Genomic DNA, 15,332 nt, shown 5'->3' on the forward strand with positions numbered 1-15,332 from the left:
GTCTCTGACTTGGCCTCTGCTTTGTTCTCAATGCTCTCGTAGATTTCCTACAGATAGCCATGGCTCTTCAAGGGCAGCTGCAACTTGCCCGCATCACGTAACGCCAACATTTGCTGAATCGCCTCGCTCCAGCATTCCTTCGGGACAATCCATGCCCGGCCATTACGTTCGAATCGGTTATCGCGCACTGCGGGCAACAGCTCGGACAGAATCGTATTTACCCGTTCGAAGGACAGATCACGGGCTGCTGGGCGGAACAAGCCAAGGTATTGAATCAATAACTTGCCGATAGGAGCTGGGAACTGCAGGGCAGTCAGAACGGCCTCCCGCGCACCTTCATGGTTGATCAGCACATCCAAACTGAACACCGCGCCGCAAGCCGGACATTTGGTTTTCATCAGTGCAAACGCTCCGACCAGTCGATAAAGCAACCCAACAGCTCAGCCCGCCACCAGCGTAAGGGCACACCCTGGACCGTCGTTGTCGTCATCCGGTCATAGCTGCGCGGCAGCTGCTTGAGATCGGAGCAGGCGGCGCCATGCAGAATGTGGATGCATGGTCGCCCAAACGCGCCATTTTCATAGGTAAGCACCACCAGACCATGGCGCTGTAGCCAGTCCATCGCCATCTGCAGAGAAATCAAGCCTTCTACAAGCTGGTGGTGCTTGGCTTGACGCCGTGCCTGTTCTGCCTTGGTGGCAGAAATTCTCTGGCGCTTGATCGCCTCATCCCACCACGACGGCGCCTTACGAATCTGGCCGGTGCGTTTCTTGTTACGCGCCTCGATCCCCATGTCATACCTCCCGAATTAGCGCTGCATTGATCTTGCTGGCACCCACTTGCGCCGCCTCATTCAGCAAAGTCGTCATCAAGTTATTCACCGCAAGCGGATAAGCGCGCGTGCCAGCGTCCTGCCCATTTCGACTGGGAATGAGCAACTGGGCACGTATGCCTTCCATCGCATCCTGATCAAGCAGCTCCTCAGGCTTCTTCCCCACAACCGCCAGCTTGAAACCGATGTATTCCGCCAGCTGGTTACCAGTCAGGGGCATCAGCTCTACCAGCTCGCAGCGCTGCACGACCTCTCGCACTTGCGGATCTCGTTCGCTGAGCTTGGCTTTCAGCTCTGGTTGGCCGATCAGAATGATGCTCAGCAGCTTGCGAAAGCCCAGCTCCAGCTCAAAAAAGCGCTTCAGATGCTTAAGCGTCGGAATCGACAAGCTATGCGCTTCCTCAATCACCAGGCAGTGCTTGTGACCGGCAACCGACGACTCTTTCAAAGCGTCGTGCAACTGCTTGAAGCGGGCCTCGGGGCTGTTCATCCGCTTGGCCAATGGCGCAACGCTGGTCATGATGGCCTCGGCAATATGGCTGGCTCGCAGCGACTTACCCTTTTGGTCGTTATCTTCCATACCAAGTACATATGGCTCGATCAGAATGGTCTTGTCGCTCTCGGCAATCAGCCGCTCTTCTAATTCACGGCGCAACGTGGATTTTCCGGCGCCACTCTCAGCCACTACAGCCAAGAACCCACCGTTTCGAGCGGTTTGCAGCATCGCTTCGCGGGCGTAGCGAATGTCCGGGTTGAAATACACCTGTTCGACTGAACCAATATCCATCTCGAAGGGATTCTGAACAATGCCCCAGTGCTTTTTCGCCGCTTGGGACAAACCTTGCTTACGCAGTACCATATCGTTGCTCTCTTTCTCGCTAGGTTGAGAGGTATCACCAGACCGGGCTGCGTTGACGCGCTGCTCGGTCTTCTCATTACCCTGACGGGGGACACCCACAGGGCGTTTGAACGCGGTTTTAATCTCTGCATTGCTGGCCCCGCGTTCGACTAGCCAGTCTTCTACCAGGCCGATCCAGGCCCCCCTGTCGATGGTCTTGGGCCAAATACCGTGATTAAGCAGTTGCGAAACCGCTGCCGCGCTCACACCAAGCAATTCCGCTAACTCGGTTTGCTGCGCGCCCAGGTCAATGATCAATTGCTTTAGGTTGAGCATCAGACCCCTCCCACCACGCGAAGCGCCATGCGCTCGGCCGCAACTGGCACCGAATGCCTGGATTGCCAGTCGCGGACAATCTGGTCGATCTGGTCCTCCGGTATGCCACTGGCAAATCGCGCTTCCAGCCAGGGCCGCATGGCAGCATCAAAATCGTGGCGCATGACTTTACGCAGACGTACCAAGCCAGCATCGATATCAAGGCGAACCGATTCCAGCACGGGAGCTGATGTCGTGATCTCGCTGCCGCGTTTTGGCAGGTAAGCAGGTAACTCCACTTGCTTCAGGTGACTGTGCGCATTCATTCCACCCGCATGGGCAAATGGCGCAATGTTTTTGTCCTTGTCCTTGGCGATGTCTTTGGCAAGTTTGTTGCCATATGCGAGGCGATCCAGCTGCTGGCCGCTACGTTCCACGTCCGTCGTGGACACAACAGCGAACGATTCACCCCACACTGCCGCCGATAGCGGTTTGCCATACGGGTCAAAGTCGCGTTCGGGCTGGACGCGGTACTCGATGTGCTGGCCGTCGTAGCGCGCAAATGAAACGGCCACCGCCATGTCCCCTTCGTAGATCAACGGTGACACCCACACCGTATCGCCAACATTCACACCGGCACAGCCATCCAACCGATACGCCTGGCTACGCTCGGCCTGCGGATGGCGATAACTGATCGACAGATCGCCTGCTACCTTGCGCTCGACCGAGGCACCACGCATCAGGTCCGCGCATACCTCGGAGCTGGGTAGCGTGCGCAACTGCTCGGCGGTAATGGTCAACCAAAGGTCGAGACGCGATACCGCGCTCCTGCCGGGGCGGCGCAGCCGTGTATCCTGATGCGGGATCAGATTGGCGTTGTAGGCAATCGCCCAGGCCTGGGCGGCTGCATTGAGCTGCTCGACCGTTTCAACTGGCTCAAACTTCAGCCGGCTTTCAAACTGGGTCTCGATCAGGTTGTTGGCCTGCTCAACGCCACCCTTGACGCGGGCATTGCCGGGCGCATGTTCAATCGTCTCGACGCCCAGTGCGGCACACAGGTTCTTGATCGCATGGGCACTATTGGCACTGCCCTTGTCCCACACCAGGATGCGCGGCACACCGTGCATCGGGTCGCCGTCCCGCTTGCCCCAGGCATGCATCAGAAAGCGATATAGGTTCTGCTGGCTCTCGCCGGCAGCCTCTACATACCAAGGCAACACGGCGGCGCTGGCAGCTTCGTACCAGGTATAGCGCCATACCTTGAACTTGACCTTGGCAAGGCCTTCCAGCTTGTTCTTGTAGAATTGATCCTCGCGGATCATGTACTGCTTACCCTTGAGGTAGTAGACAACACACAGCGACGGATCGACCTCATGCACATGGTTCACGTGCAAGGCGCGCATATGCACATGAGGGTTGGCAAGCTTCTGTTTGGCGACATCGAGTTTGCGATCACGCATCAAGCGATTGATCTGCGCATTGCCGACCGCGACGTTCAGTCCGTTCATCAGAGCCACCGAGGTAGCCACCGTAGTGGGCAGGATGGCCTTGCCATTTTTACGGACGGCAGTCTTTTTCATGGCCGCCACGTGCTCGACTACCTGTAGGTTCTGGCTGGTGGTGCCCTTGTCAGCACGGGGCTTGCGGCCAGACTTCCAGCCCACTTCGCGTTCCAGTGCCCGATACAGCGTCGGTACCGATATGCCCAGCTGCTCAGCCTCTGCCTTGGCGATCGCGGTGCCTTGTCCCCACGCTGCGGCGTCCATTCGGCAAGCCACCTGTCTGAGGTGCTCCAAGCGATTACGTTGCTCGGCATGCATAGTGTTCCCCCCTATGCCACTTCCATCGGGTCCGCCATATCAAAGCGTGGCGACTCGATGACATGGCTGAATTCTGCATACAAGGCGTGTTGCAAAGCGCCAACTTGCGAGGCAATACGATTCAGTGCGTCATGCAGGGTTAGCGCAATGGTCGCCTTGGCCGTGTCCTCTGGGGCGCTGGGGTCGCTCAGTTGCAAATTGGGCAAGGTGCCCTGGATTTCGGCCAACTTGGCAATGCACTCGGTGGTGCCGAGCACATAGTCGGCTGCTTCCGCATTGATTGCGGCGACCTGCTCATTCCATGGCCGCGAAACACGCAGGCGGCGGTCAAGCGCATTGAGCTTTTCTTCTTTGGCGTCGATTACACGTTGTTTCAGGCCAATATCCTCGCGGGCCTTGCGTAATGCCGCGCGCAACTCCTTCACGCTCATACTGGCCACATCGTCCAGCGTCAATTCACCTGTCTGGCCGGTCAGTTCCAGCTCTTCAATCTGCTCGTCATCGAGAACCAGCATTTCGAACAGCTTGGTCTGGTTGCCGATTGCTTTCAAAAGCGGCGGCGACACCGTATTTCCAAATTTCGATGCGGTCGCCATGAATCGCTGTGCGACACGCGGCTCAATACCCAGTACATCCAAGCGAGCTGAAAATTGGCCATGCTGACACGCCTCCTTCAGCACCCGCAGTCCGCGCCCAACCTCAAGGCAGGCCTCTACACTGCGCCGCATATTGATCGCGATATCCCGCTGAATCAGGTCGGGGTCGGTGCAATCGGCCGGCAACTGGTAGCCGAGCTTCGCCGCCACCGCACGCACAGTTACTTCCTGCTGGTCGATAGCCTCGCGCATACGCACTTCTTGCTCTGCCATTGCCACCGGAGTTGCCTCCACAAAGGTTGGCCCCACTTGTTCTGCCGGCATCAATTTGGCTTTTGCCATGTCTTCCTCCTATCGCGGGTTGCGGGTGTAACGTTGATCAAACTGGTCAATCTGCTGGCGAAGGCGCGTCATCTCTTCTTCATGGGCGCGTGCTAGTTGGATCGGCTTGGGGGTTAGTCGCCAGAACTCCTCCTTACCGGGTACCCGCTCAACCACGCCTTCCTCGGCCAGCACCGCGAGATCACGATGCGCCATACTCATCGTCACGCTCAGCGCATCGCCAATCTGTTTCAGGCGAAGTCCTCCAAAGCTGTGACCCTGTAGCACCCACAGGTAGCGAATAGCGCGGCGCAGCGGCTGATTGTTCTCGGCGCTCATGCCCACTCCTGTTCACGGCGAAAGATGGCGTGACCTTCCTGGGTGCCAGCATGGAAGGCATCGCTTTCGGCTGAACCAGGCGGATAAGGGTCGCAGACCAGTCTTCCATCTAGGCGGAAGGCCAAGGCTCGGCGCACACCAGCCTTGTAAGCGACACTGCGCGGATCACGCGGCCTGTCAAAAGCCTCTTGCATCAACTGCTCGACGGTCTTCATTCGGTGAACTCCAATTCGGGCTGTGCATGTTTGGCGATATTCACCCGATGCCAGGCTAGGCCAGCCATACCTGCGTGTATCGCCGCAAGTGCGTCATCGGCCTTGGTGCGGCCATCGGAAAATGCCAGGATTTGTCCAACCGCCTCGGTCAGCAGCGCCTGCAGCTTGTTCACGTCCTGCGCAGAGGCGGTGCGCCCAGCCGGAATAGGGATGACGATGCGACCGGCTTGCAGGCTCAAGTGATCAGTTAACAGGTGGCAGCCGCTGGCATGCTCGAAAGCTGGGATCAACATGGCGGGCATGCGGCCATTCCCCATGTACTTGTAAAGATCGTGGTGGCTCATTGCCGACCGCTCGGCTACTTGCTCGACCGACAGGTTGTGCATCACGCGGGCGTGCATCACGGCGGCCCGAATCCCATCCACCACACTATTGACCGGTAGTGCTTTCCATATTCGCTTGTTCATTGGAATACCCCTTTCAACCCACGGCGAAACAAATAGCCCTGCCGGAACTGGTGTCCGCCATGACATGACCGCCACAATTCATCCATTCACAACACAACAGGAGGATGAAAATGAGCGAAGCCATAAAGGCACTGGATCGGGACATGGACGCTGTCTTCGATTCGCTTTACATACTCAACGCGGCCATGACGGCCATTGTTCAAGCGCTGCCGCATCAGACGTCAGCGCAGGTAACGCAGTATCTGGATCGATGCATTGACGACCTGCCAAATGAGGCGACACATCTCGGGCCGACAGCGCAACAGATGCTGCTGGGCTGGCGGAATATGACTGCGGAACAAGCAGGAGTTGAACAGCGACCATTGTCGGCATGAGCTGTCGGCCATTGCCGCGTCGCAGCGCGTCCGGATTGAAGCCGTATATATTCTTGCTAGTCATCCTCAGCCCTCTTCACGCAGCCAGTTGTTCAGGGTTAGGCTTGAGGCCCAGTTTCACGGCAATCTCATGGGCGCGGCCGTAGTTGGCCTTGTCAAACCCATTTAGCACGCGATACACCGCGTTCTTGGGGTAGCCGTTGTTACGGGCCCAGTCGGTAAATGTCATGCCGGACTGGCGGAAAGATTGTTTCACCTGCTCTGGTGTCTTGGGCTTCATCGCTGTAGCTCCGAGGGTTACGGGATTTGCATGCGCCGCATTGCCGTGCGTCGTATGTGAATGAATGTTTGTGTTTGATGTGGTGATGATAGGTACTAAAAATGGTACCGTCAAGCGCGAAAGGTATTTTTTTTGCAACCGTTTGAAATAGGTGAACGCCTGCGGCTTGAGCGCGAGCGAATCGGTATGAACCAGACCGCATTCGCGGCGCTTGCAGAGGCGAAGAAGCAAACGCAGATCCGCTGGGAGCAAGGGGGATCGTTCCCTGGTGCCGATGCATTGGCCGCGTGGGCACGATTTGGCGTAGATGTCCTGTATGTCTGCACCGGCGTGCGCTCAGCGACTCAGTCAAATGCGTCGTCAACACCGCATTTGGCACCTGATGAAGAATTGTTGCTGGCGCGATATCGCAGCAGCGACCAGCCTATCCGTGATGCCGCGCTACGCGTATTGCTTGGCAATGGCGAACCACAACCTGTAAAAAAACAAGTCAACGTCCGGGCTGATGGTGGTCAGGCAGCCGGGGGCGACATCGTCAATAAAGGCGAGCGCTTTGAATTTAAGGGGAGAAGTAAGGATGAAGAAGGAAGTAAACGCTGACGGCGGGCAGGCGGCTGGTCGAGATGTGGTCAATCTCGATACCAATCCGCAGACCATCAGTGCAATAGCAGCAACAGGTGGCATCGCTGCAGCCGGCCATACTGTGCATGTGAATGTAGGCAACAAGCCAACTGAGCCGCTGTCTGACGCGCAGCGGAAGCATCTGAACCAGCTAGTCAAGGATTTGAGCGCGCTCACCGGTATGCCTGCCGCCTACATCTGGAAGAATGTGCATCGCGACTTCAATGTAAGCAGCATCAAGGACATGACTTCCGATCACTACATGGAAGCCAAGAAAATGTTGGAGGGCTACATTCGTGATGTAAAAAGCGCGAAACCGGTATCAGAGAGCACCGACAGTAAATCGGAAAGTACACTGCGCGCTGAGAACAAACGGCTGAGTGACCAGCTTGATCAGTCAGCTGCATCCATTACCAAGCTGACAACACGCGTTAGTCAGCTTTCAGCAGATAACCGAGGTGTTACCACCAAACTCGAATCGGCCAATCGCGAAAATGCCGACCTACGACGGCAAATAGAACAGATCAATCGGGCGACCACACGAGCCTCGCCAACACATACACCGAGCCGTAGGTTAAGCGGGCTACTTATAACGCTTGTGCTTTGCCTCGCCTCCGCTTTCCTGGCTACCCGGTATGCCAGAGCCGACAACCAGGCGAAGCCCGGGGCTCCGGTTTGCTTTCATGACGCTAAACCGTTCAGCCTTGGTTCGGTAATCAAGCTGCCAGATGCTGAACTGACCTGCCAAACCGGTGCATCCGGCCCAGCCTGGGACAGGAAAGTCATACCGCCAACCAAGCCACAGCGCAAGCCCAAGTCTAAACATCCAAAAGACATCGAAGCGGGAACGGTGGAATGGTCTACAGATGCCGCCGACAGCAAAACCATGGGCGATAAGCTCAGCCAACCTTAATTGGAAAGATATGCGTACGGATTTTAAACTCTGGCATCTCATCCTTTATTGGAACAGCTAGCACATAGAATTCACCAAGAAGAATTGATACTACTCAAAGGATGAGGAAAATGTCGCAACAAGGTAACGTAATCACCGACTTCATTGTCCACAAGCTGGTAAAAGAAGCGCATCAACGAATCGCTACCATTGAACTGCGCGATGTGCCGTTAGCAGTAAATCCAACCGTGCAACGTTTGGTAGACCACCTGCACAAACTCTATGCGGAACGTACGGGAAAAGGCTATGGCCGATTCGAGGAAAACGAAGATGAGTTTCCCGCGCCGAAGTACATTCGCCAGCACATTATTGATGAGTTCGACTTCTTCGAGCTGTCGCGGCGGCTGATGGGCCATTTGCAGTTGCGCGCAAGCAATGAGCTACTCGCAACCGGCGGCTATGTGATGATTGCCAAAATTGGCAATGGCGCGACCAACTTCCTTCTCACTGCCATTGTTACCGATGTCATTGGAGCCGCGATTACCGAGGGGCTGGAAGTCGTTGATAGCGTACATTTGGACATGAGCCAGTTGCGTGTGGCTGGACGGGTCGATCTAACCGCTTGGCAGGCCGGCGCCGACCGCTACATCAGCTTCCTGAAGGGGCGAGGTGAAGTCGCCGGTTACTTCAAACTCTTCCTGGGCTGCAATGACGTGCTGGTTGCCTTGGATGAGACCAAGAAGCTAGTAAAAGGGTTGGAGGAATTCGCGCATGCGCAGCAAGTTGAACCCATTCAGCGTGACCGGCTGCTTGAGGACGCATATAACTTACTGGATGAGCTGGGCAAGAACGGCACTCCAGTCAGTCTGGAGGCACTGGCCAATCGTTTGTGGCCAGACGAGCCAGAGTTGCTCCGCGCAAAATTGGCCGAAGAGGCACTTGGTTTGTCGGACGGCTTCGTGCCGGATCGCCGAGCGATCAAAGGCCTGATAAAGTTCGAGGGGAAATCCGACTACTGGAAGCTTGTGTTCGACCGCAAGGCCATACGCGCCGGCGATCTGCGATATGACCCGAACACCGATACCATCGTGCTGTCCAACCTCCCTAACCACCTACGCCAAGAACTAATCGAAGAAATCGACGATGAGCCAGGAGAAGTTTGATCAACTGGTCTCGCTATACCGCGCCATCAATTTTCAACAAGGATCGCGTGACGGCGACCTGACCATTGCCGACGAGGCCCAGCGCAGTCTGTTGTTAAACTTGCTCGATGATTGCCGCGAGTTTGGTCTCTCGCTGCCGACCGGCGAGATCACTCAAGTCATTGTGGGCGGCACCTTACGCTTACGCGCCGATGATCCACGAACTGGGATTGGCCTGCTGGCGGACACCTTCGATGACGTGCTTAAGTTTCGCTCCGGACGCATCAAAACACCGCGCTATTACCTGCTTGATGCAGGGTGGGCGGTTGGTGATACCGATCCGCCGGACCTCGTGTCGCGTTACGCCCAGGTGCTCGCTCTGATCGATCTGTTGGGCGAGAGTGCCGCTTATCTTGACAAGGAGGCGCAGGCACTGGTGTTCGTAGATGAGGGTAGGTTCTCAATGCCTATTCTCTATGAGGCAAAAGACCTCCTTGCGCTTGATGTCACTTCCCTTGAGTCACTGCTTGGTCGCTTAGGCCAGGACACACATCGGGATCAAAAACTGGCTATTCTTGCCAAGGCAGTTCAGGCAATTTGCACAGCGGCTGTTCCAGTTGCCCGGTTTGTATGTTTGCTGCAGCATCTTCCTGAATTACTCAAGCAGTTTGATGAAGGCTATCGACTTTTCGTCGCGGACTTCTCATACGAAAAAATTCTCAACCAGATGGAAGAGGCCAAGCTGGAAGAGTTGGCCAAGATTCACAAAACATTCTCTGATATTCAAAACCAGATCTTGGGTATCCCAGTCGCCACGATCATCGTGGCAACGCAGCTCAAGCAAACTCAAAAAGTGGATGCAGTGCTCTGGGTGAATTCTGCCATTCTGGTTGGGGTATGGGTTTTCGCGATCCTCACTTGGCTAGTGCTGCGTAATCAGCGGCATACGCTCGATGCCATTGAAGAAGAAATTAGGCGAAAGCTCCAGAAAATTGAGGCTGACTATTCGGCGATCAAGGACAGCGTGACCTCAACTTTCCCAGCATTGAACAAGCGGCTTCGCGCACAACGGATAGCGTTTTGTGCGGTCGATTCGATCGTGGTTGTTGGAGTAATCCTTGCGCACGTCATATATTTCGCGATGACAGATCCTGCTTACGCGATGTTGGCCCAAATCCCCCAAAAACTAATTTCTCTGTTCTGAGAAAGGAACGCCGCCGCCAGGTTGCTTTGTCTTTCTAGAACCCCTTCACATTACCCCGCCTCGCGCGAGGCCCGAGACTGTGCCCATGGCTCAAGCCGGACGCACAGTCGATGCCCTTAAGGGCTGCGCCCATTGTTCCAATGCACGGGCGCCTGCCGATGATCGAATGATCGGTTTTCTGCTGTGCGTGCTCGACGTACAGGGTAGATATCACTCGCCCCGCTGGTCGTGCCGGCTTGAGCCTCCCCGATTTAAACCGCTCCTGGGAGGCTCAAAATGCAACGTGATATTGCTTGGCGATTCATCTGGCTTGTCATCACTGCCGTCCTGCTGATGGCCCTGAGTTACCTCTCGCCGGTCGCGGGTGCCGCACCGAACCCCTCGCACATTGCTTTCTACAAACTGGTCCTGGTGATGCTGGCCGGCTGCGTCGGCTACGCCCTGGACGTGCTGTTGTTCCCCTATGGCCGGCCCGACGGATATCTATTCGCGGGCGAATGGACGGCGATGGAGCCAAGCGCCGACGGCGATGCCGACTACCCGGTGCTCGACAACTATAAGATGGTATTTGCCGCCGCCATGATCCGTCGTGCCGTCATCGTCGCCGCCTGCATCATCGGCGTGGCGCTGGGGATGTGACATGCGCGCATTAGAAACCCAACATCGAACGGATAGCGCTTACGGCATCTGGCAGCTTCTCGATTCCAAGTCCAAGCAACTGATCGGCAATTTTGCCCATCGCCTCGGCCGGCAGTGTTTTCAGCTTTGCCAGCACTTCGTCCTTCACTGCCCTCGGCAATTCAGATTCCCGAATTCCCTTTGCCAACAAAGCCTCAAGCGTATCGGCGTGAAGCTTGACAGTGACCGTCGTGAGAATGGCGCTAAGTCCACCATCGTCGGCCAGAAAGTCCAGGCCACGCGCAGTAATCTTTGCCGTATGCACACTCGCTGCAGCGCCGATCGCCTTACTTTGGAGGGCTTCAACAAGGCCGTGCTCATCGAGATAAATAAGGTTAGTGCTAATCGGGCCACCACGGGTGGTTTCACCCAAATCACTGGAACTCACCGACTCCGGATAGGCCTCGGCAAGCTTTCCAAGCAGTTCTTTTTGCAGTGCTCTGTCTACAACCATTTCGCGCCTTTGGATGTGGGAATAAAGATAGGGGAGCAGAAATCTACCACCGCTTTACACTTTCTGACCGTACGTCGTATTCCAGTACTTGCCGTAATCCTTTGCTTAATCGGTATTCCTACGCTGTCCCGAGGTTCAGGCCTTCCCGAAGCCAGCTACCGCTACCGCTCCATGCTTGTTCGGGAGTCCCATGCCGTATGGGGACTCGACGCTCCAGTCGCTGACTTCGCTGCCCAGTTGCACCAGGAAAGCCGCTGGCGCGTGCAAGCTCTTAGCCCTGTAGGCGCAAAGGGCCTGGGCCAGGCTATGCCAGCGACGGCCCGTTGGTTAGCGACCATCGACCCGCAACTGGCGCCGGTCCGCATCACCAGTCCCGGCTGGGACATCCGCGCCTTAGTCGTCTATGACCATTGGCTGTGGGCACGTACCAATGCCGCAAACGACTGCGAGCACATGGCAAAGGTCATGCGTGCTTACAACGGCGGACTTGGATGGCTCTACAAGGATGAACGCAAAGCCAGGGCACAGGGCATCAACGTAGCCTACAACTTCGGCCAGCTCGACCAAGTGAACGCGGGCCGTAACCAAAGTGCCTTCACACAAAACACCGAGTACCCGCGCCTCATCCTGCGCAAGTTCGAACCGCAATACATCGCAGCCGGGTTCGGCCGGGGAGTTTGCGCATGATCCGCCTACTTCTCGCGGCCGTACTCGGCATCCAATGGGGCGGCGGCTTTCGATTGCCCATACCACAACCCTCTGGGACGCACGCGTCGGTCAGGCCAACGCGTTGCTTTGGTATCCGTGCCGCCAAGCGGGCAGCGGAAAAACGCCGCAATCACTCAAAAGCGAAGGGGCACAAATGCTAGGTGCGCTGCCCCTCATCACCTACCGCAGTCAAGTCGTTGGCTGGCTGGCGTTTTCTTCGCTGCTTTCTGCACTGATCGCAGCAGGCGGCGGCTACTACACAGGCTACCGGCAAGGTGCGAATGCCATCGAAATCAAGCTAGCCAAGCTACAGGCTGACAACGCGGTGGCGCATGCCGACAGCGTCAAACGGGCTGCCAATCGCTATGTCGCACAGGTTGAGCAAGAGCAGGCGCTTGCCGTGCGATTACAAACCACGCTCTCAGCACTTGAACAGACTCGCCAGCCCCGAATAGGAAGGATCGACCGTGTCTCCAATACCTACCGGCCGACACAAAGCGTTGCGCCAATTGCTGCCCCTCATTGCGTCATTACTCGCGGCTGGGTGCGCGACTACAACGCCGCCTTTGGTCTGTCCGACGACAGTCGCACCGCCACCTCAGCTCGGTCTGGTGACGCCACCAGCCAAGCCCGCGCCGCTGACAGCGGGCTATTGGCCGACGATCTCCAGGACAGCGGGGTCAACCTCGCCGATCTCCGCGCGCACACCGAAGACCTTGCTGCCTGGTGCCGCGCCACTGCTGCCCAGCGCGATGCCTTGATCCAAGGCCGTATCAATCAACCCTAAAAACCTTTTCCGGAGCCATCTTGCATGACCATCGTTCAAATCCAGCTCTGGCAATTGCTCACTGCCGTTGGTGCCATCGCCGCGTTCTTTATCGCCACCGTGGCAGGCATGGGTCGGCTCTACTTTGGTTTGTACGAAAGACGGGTTAACGAGCGCTTTGATGGGGTCATCAACAAGCTCACCGAAGAGGGCGATGGCCTCAAACGTCTGGAGCGCGACTTCATGAACTTCAAGGCCGATTTGCCCATCGCATATGTGCGACGGGAAGACTACATCCGAGGCCAGAGCGTAATCGAAGCCAAGCTCGATGCCCTGTATTCAGAAGTCAAATTGGTGCAAATCAAAGGGGGAAACAAGATATGAATATCGACCAATCCAAAGTACGTCGCGAATCGCTACGTTGGCTGATCCTGCTGACCCTCTATAACGCCCGGCCTATGGGCTGTTATGAGGAACTGGTGCTTTCGACCGCGCAGGCCGTTTTCCCAGATGCAACGCCTCTAGAGCTTCGCCGTGAGTTGGACTACCTATACGACCGCAAGCTACTTACTCTTGACCGCCAGCCTTCAGGCCGCTGGCACGCAGATTTGACACGCATTGGTGTTGATATTGCCGAGTACACCATCGATTGCGAGCCCGGCATTGCCCGGCCAGAGAAATACTGGGGCTGATATGGGCCGCTCCACCACCATCGACACCTTATCGGCTGACGACAAAGCCTGGCTGAATGCCGCACTGGCCGGCAGCAATTTCACTGGCTATGAAGCATTATCCGATGCGTTGCAGGCGCGTGGTTACGACATCAGCAAAAGCGCCGTGCATCGTTATGGTCAGAAACTGGAGCGGCGTCTAGCTGCAATCAGGGCCAGCACAGAGGCGGCCAAGTTCATCCGTGACCAGGCTGGCGACGATGAAGATGCCCGTTCGGAAGCACTGATCGCCATGGTGCAGACCGAGCTATTCGACCGCATCCTCGATTTTCAGGAAGCGACCGATGAAGAGATCGACCCGGTTGAGCGCATTGGCTTGTTGTCATCGGCAGCAAAGAATATCGCCACGCTGACCCGCGCCAGCTACAGCCTCAAGCGCTTCCAAACAGAAGTCGAATCCCGCGCCAAACAAGCCGCCGAAGCAGTCAGCAAGCTTGCACATAAGGGAGGCCTGTCCGCAGACACCGTGGACGAAATGCGTCGTGCCATTCTTGGGGTCGCAAAGTGAGCGCGGTTCCAATTGATATTCCCAACACGGCGCAGGTGCCATTGCCGGCTGCACTTATGGCCTACCAGCAGCGCTGGGTGGCCGATCATAGCCCGCTCAAAGTCATTGAGAAGTCGCGCCGTACCGGACTTACCTGGGCCGAGGCCGCCGACGACGTACTCACTGCCGCATCGGCGAAGAGCGCAGGCGGTCAGAACGTCTACTACATCGCCTACAACCAGGACATGACCATCGAGTACATCCAGGCCTGCGCGATGTGGGCTCGTGTGTTCAATCGTGCCGCCTCCGAAATCGAAGAAGGTATTTGGTCAGGAGAAGCCGAAGACAAGAATATCAAGACATTCACCATTACCTTTCCCGACTCAGGACATCGTGTGGTGGCACTGTCGAGTAGACCATCGAACTTGCGGGGCCGGCAGGGCATCATCGTCATCGATGAGGCAGCCTTTCACGAAAAGCTGTCAGAGTTGCTCAAGGCTGCCATGGCCATGCTGATCTGGGGTGGCAAGGTGCGCGTGATTTCGACCCACGATGGCACCGAGAACCCATTTAACGAGCTGGTCAACGAAATCCGCGCCGGCAAACGCAAGGGCAGTGTGCATCGTGTCACCTTCAAGGAAGCGGTAGGCGATGGACTTTACGAGCGCGTCTGCCTGCGCTTGGGCGTCGATTGGACACGGGCCGGCCAGGACGCATGGATCAAGGGTGTCTACGACTTCTACGGCAGCGGCGCCGATGAGGAACTGGATTGCGTGCCATCGAACGGCGGCGGCAAGTGGCTGTCGTTGGCTTTGGTGGAGTCGCGCATGTCGCCGGATACACCGGTGCGGCGCCTGACCTGCAAGCCAGGCTTCGAGGTGTTGCCAGATCATATCCGCGAAGCCGAGATCCGCGACTGGTGCGAGACCCACCTCAAGCCTTTGCTGGTGGCCTTGCCGACCACCTTACGCAGCTACCTGGGAGAGGACTTTGCACGTAGCGGTGATTTGACCGTACTGGTGCCCTTGCAGCTGCATTCTGGCTTGGTGCGCAAACCGCCTTTCCTAGTCGAGCTGGGCAATATGCCTTTCAAGCAGCAGGAGCAAGTGCTGTTCTACATTCTCGACCGCTTGCCACGCTTCACCTGCGCTGCGCTCGATGCCCGAGGCAACGGGCAGTATCTGGCCGAAGTCGCCATGCAGCGTTATGGCGCCTCACGTATTCACCAAGTGATGCTCAGCGAAACCTGGTA

Annotated in this window: 22 protein-coding genes; 12 read left to right on the forward strand and 10 right to left on the reverse strand. The window is 56.7% G+C overall.

Translation table 11 applies throughout. The annotated features are described in order from the left end of the window. Positions 1-47: 47 nt before the first annotated feature. The 8 genes from ACE3OH_RS10290 to ACE3OH_RS10325 form a co-directional block, all read right to left on the reverse strand. Positions 48-431, reverse strand: coding sequence for a hypothetical protein (locus ACE3OH_RS10290; protein WP_374351619.1), 384 nt, complete (start codon positions 429-431; stop codon positions 48-50). Then, on the reverse strand, positions 398-793 hold the full coding sequence (locus ACE3OH_RS10295) for a hypothetical protein (RefSeq protein WP_374351622.1): 396 nt from the start codon (positions 791-793) through the stop codon (positions 398-400). The genes ACE3OH_RS10290 and ACE3OH_RS10295 overlap by 34 nt, the downstream gene beginning before the upstream one ends. Position 794: 1 nt before the next feature. Next, positions 795-2,006 (reverse strand): AAA family ATPase, encoded by a 1,212-nt coding sequence (locus tag ACE3OH_RS10300; RefSeq protein WP_374351625.1) that lies wholly within the window; start codon positions 2,004-2,006, stop codon positions 795-797. After that, complete coding sequence (locus ACE3OH_RS10305; RefSeq protein ID WP_374351628.1) at positions 2,006-3,751, reverse strand: integrase; 1,746 nt, start codon at positions 3,749-3,751, stop codon at positions 2,006-2,008. Before ACE3OH_RS10305 ends, ACE3OH_RS10300 begins: the two co-directional genes overlap by 1 nt. 65 nt (positions 3,752-3,816) lie before the next feature. Next, complete coding sequence (locus ACE3OH_RS10310) at positions 3,817-4,743, reverse strand: hypothetical protein (protein ID WP_374351633.1); 927 nt, start codon at positions 4,741-4,743, stop codon at positions 3,817-3,819. Positions 4,744-4,752: 9 nt separating this feature from the next. Further along, positions 4,753-5,061: a hypothetical protein gene (locus ACE3OH_RS10315; protein WP_374351636.1), complete on the reverse strand. Its 309-nt coding sequence runs from the start codon at positions 5,059-5,061 to the stop codon at positions 4,753-4,755. Next, positions 5,058-5,276 (reverse strand): hypothetical protein, encoded by a 219-nt coding sequence (locus ACE3OH_RS10320; RefSeq protein ID WP_374351639.1) that lies wholly within the window; start codon positions 5,274-5,276, stop codon positions 5,058-5,060. Before ACE3OH_RS10320 ends, ACE3OH_RS10315 begins: the two co-directional genes overlap by 4 nt. Beyond that, positions 5,273-5,818, reverse strand: coding sequence for a hypothetical protein (locus tag ACE3OH_RS10325; RefSeq protein WP_374351642.1), 546 nt, complete (start codon positions 5,816-5,818; stop codon positions 5,273-5,275). The genes ACE3OH_RS10320 and ACE3OH_RS10325 overlap by 4 nt, the downstream gene beginning before the upstream one ends. A 35-nt stretch (positions 5,819-5,853) precedes the next feature. Here ACE3OH_RS10325 and ACE3OH_RS10330 point away from each other — a divergent pair, with 35 nt between their 5' ends. After that, positions 5,854-6,117 carry a hypothetical protein gene (locus ACE3OH_RS10330; RefSeq protein ID WP_374351645.1) on the forward strand — a complete coding sequence of 88 codons (264 nt, stop codon included), beginning with the start codon at positions 5,854-5,856 and terminating at the stop codon, positions 6,115-6,117. 76 nt (positions 6,118-6,193) lie between these two features. Here ACE3OH_RS10330 and ACE3OH_RS10335 read toward each other — a convergent pair whose 3' ends face one another. After that, complete coding sequence (locus tag ACE3OH_RS10335) at positions 6,194-6,628, reverse strand: DNA-binding protein (protein ID WP_374351648.1); 435 nt, start codon at positions 6,626-6,628, stop codon at positions 6,194-6,196. Between ACE3OH_RS10335 and ACE3OH_RS10340 the strand changes: the two genes are divergently transcribed. From ACE3OH_RS10340 to ACE3OH_RS10360, 5 genes are all read left to right on the forward strand, one after another. Then, positions 6,584-6,997 (forward strand): hypothetical protein, encoded by a 414-nt coding sequence (locus ACE3OH_RS10340; RefSeq protein ID WP_374351651.1) that lies wholly within the window; start codon positions 6,584-6,586, stop codon positions 6,995-6,997. The two genes, ACE3OH_RS10335 and ACE3OH_RS10340, sit on opposite strands and share 45 nt — an antisense overlap. After that, positions 6,975-7,931, forward strand: coding sequence for a hypothetical protein (locus tag ACE3OH_RS10345; protein ID WP_374351658.1), 957 nt, complete (start codon positions 6,975-6,977; stop codon positions 7,929-7,931). Before ACE3OH_RS10340 ends, ACE3OH_RS10345 begins: the two co-directional genes overlap by 23 nt. Positions 7,932-8,041: 110 nt before the next feature. Continuing rightward, complete coding sequence (locus ACE3OH_RS10350) at positions 8,042-9,073, forward strand: nucleoid-associated protein (RefSeq protein ID WP_374351661.1); 1,032 nt, start codon at positions 8,042-8,044, stop codon at positions 9,071-9,073. Further along, on the forward strand, positions 9,054-10,256 hold the full coding sequence (locus ACE3OH_RS10355) for a hypothetical protein (protein ID WP_374351664.1): 1,203 nt from the start codon (positions 9,054-9,056) through the stop codon (positions 10,254-10,256). The genes ACE3OH_RS10350 and ACE3OH_RS10355 overlap by 20 nt, the downstream gene beginning before the upstream one ends. Before the next feature lie 276 nt (positions 10,257-10,532). Continuing rightward, positions 10,533-10,895 carry a putative holin gene (locus tag ACE3OH_RS10360; protein WP_374351667.1) on the forward strand — a complete coding sequence of 121 codons (363 nt, stop codon included), beginning with the start codon at positions 10,533-10,535 and terminating at the stop codon, positions 10,893-10,895. A 10-nt stretch (positions 10,896-10,905) separates the two neighbouring features. Here ACE3OH_RS10360 and ACE3OH_RS10365 read toward each other — a convergent pair whose 3' ends face one another. Then, the gene (locus tag ACE3OH_RS10365; RefSeq protein ID WP_374351670.1) at positions 10,906-11,388 is read right to left on the reverse strand and encodes a hypothetical protein; all 483 of its coding nucleotides are present in this window, start codon (positions 11,386-11,388) and stop codon (positions 10,906-10,908) included. On the opposite strand from ACE3OH_RS10365, the gene ACE3OH_RS10370 reads away from it, so the two are divergent. The 6 genes from ACE3OH_RS10370 to ACE3OH_RS10395 all read left to right on the forward strand — a co-directional run. Beyond that, entirely contained in the window at positions 11,365-12,075 is a 711-nt protein-coding gene (locus ACE3OH_RS10370; RefSeq protein WP_374351673.1) for a transglycosylase SLT domain-containing protein, read from the forward strand. The genes ACE3OH_RS10365 and ACE3OH_RS10370 overlap by 24 nt on opposite strands. A gap of 34 nt (positions 12,076-12,109) precedes the next feature. After that, positions 12,110-12,883: a hypothetical protein gene (locus ACE3OH_RS10375; RefSeq protein ID WP_374351676.1), complete on the forward strand. Its 774-nt coding sequence runs from the start codon at positions 12,110-12,112 to the stop codon at positions 12,881-12,883. Positions 12,884-12,907: 24 nt separating this feature from the next. Then, positions 12,908-13,246 (forward strand): hypothetical protein, encoded by a 339-nt coding sequence (locus ACE3OH_RS10380; RefSeq protein WP_374351679.1) that lies wholly within the window; start codon positions 12,908-12,910, stop codon positions 13,244-13,246. Next, positions 13,243-13,554, forward strand: coding sequence for a hypothetical protein (locus ACE3OH_RS10385; protein ID WP_374351682.1), 312 nt, complete (start codon positions 13,243-13,245; stop codon positions 13,552-13,554). The genes ACE3OH_RS10380 and ACE3OH_RS10385 overlap by 4 nt, the downstream gene beginning before the upstream one ends. A gap of 1 nt (position 13,555) precedes the next feature. Next, on the forward strand, positions 13,556-14,101 hold the full coding sequence (locus ACE3OH_RS10390) for a DUF3486 family protein (RefSeq protein ID WP_374351685.1): 546 nt from the start codon (positions 13,556-13,558) through the stop codon (positions 14,099-14,101). Beyond that, a partial coding sequence (locus ACE3OH_RS10395; RefSeq protein ID WP_374351688.1) for a terminase large subunit domain-containing protein occupies positions 14,098-15,332 on the forward strand: 1,235 nt, incomplete at its 3' end. The genes ACE3OH_RS10390 and ACE3OH_RS10395, both read left to right, overlap by 4 nt.

Origin of the sequence: Chitinimonas sp. (assembly GCF_041904975.1) — a bacterium.
GTDB lineage: Bacteria > Pseudomonadota > Gammaproteobacteria > Burkholderiales > Chitinimonadaceae > Chitinimonas.

Bases quoted from the DNA above. Each gene is read 5' to 3' on its own strand.
- ACE3OH_RS10355 (WP_374351664.1), top strand. From the start codon at position 9,054: ATGAGCCAGGAGAAGTTTGATCAACTGGTCTCGCTATACCGCGCCATC.
- ACE3OH_RS10350 (WP_374351661.1), top strand. From the start codon at position 8,042: ATGTCGCAACAAGGTAACGTAATCACCGACTTCATTGTCCACAAGCTG.
- ACE3OH_RS10345 (WP_374351658.1), top strand. From the start codon at position 6,975: ATGAAGAAGGAAGTAAACGCTGACGGCGGGCAGGCGGCTGGTCGAGAT.
- ACE3OH_RS10320 (WP_374351639.1), bottom strand. From the start codon at position 5,276: ATGAAGACCGTCGAGCAGTTGATGCAAGAGGCTTTTGACAGGCCGCGT.
- ACE3OH_RS10375 (WP_374351676.1), top strand. From the start codon at position 12,110: ATGGGGCGGCGGCTTTCGATTGCCCATACCACAACCCTCTGGGACGCA.
- ACE3OH_RS10360 (WP_374351667.1), top strand. From the start codon at position 10,533: ATGCAACGTGATATTGCTTGGCGATTCATCTGGCTTGTCATCACTGCC.
- ACE3OH_RS10330 (WP_374351645.1), top strand. From the start codon at position 5,854: ATGAGCGAAGCCATAAAGGCACTGGATCGGGACATGGACGCTGTCTTC.
- ACE3OH_RS10385 (WP_374351682.1), top strand. From the start codon at position 13,243: ATGAATATCGACCAATCCAAAGTACGTCGCGAATCGCTACGTTGGCTG.
- ACE3OH_RS10315 (WP_374351636.1), bottom strand. From the start codon at position 5,061: ATGAGCGCCGAGAACAATCAGCCGCTGCGCCGCGCTATTCGCTACCTG.
- ACE3OH_RS10380 (WP_374351679.1), top strand. From the start codon at position 12,908: ATGACCATCGTTCAAATCCAGCTCTGGCAATTGCTCACTGCCGTTGGT.
- ACE3OH_RS10340 (WP_374351651.1), top strand. From the start codon at position 6,584: ATGAACCAGACCGCATTCGCGGCGCTTGCAGAGGCGAAGAAGCAAACG.
- ACE3OH_RS10295 (WP_374351622.1), bottom strand. From the start codon at position 793: ATGGGGATCGAGGCGCGTAACAAGAAACGCACCGGCCAGATTCGTAAG.
- ACE3OH_RS10390 (WP_374351685.1), top strand. From the start codon at position 13,556: ATGGGCCGCTCCACCACCATCGACACCTTATCGGCTGACGACAAAGCC.
- ACE3OH_RS10310 (WP_374351633.1), bottom strand. From the start codon at position 4,743: ATGGCAAAAGCCAAATTGATGCCGGCAGAACAAGTGGGGCCAACCTTT.
- ACE3OH_RS10305 (WP_374351628.1), bottom strand. From the start codon at position 3,751: ATGGACGCCGCAGCGTGGGGACAAGGCACCGCGATCGCCAAGGCAGAG.
- ACE3OH_RS10365 (WP_374351670.1), bottom strand. From the start codon at position 11,388: ATGGTTGTAGACAGAGCACTGCAAAAAGAACTGCTTGGAAAGCTTGCC.
- ACE3OH_RS10300 (WP_374351625.1), bottom strand. From the start codon at position 2,006: ATGCTCAACCTAAAGCAATTGATCATTGACCTGGGCGCGCAGCAAACC.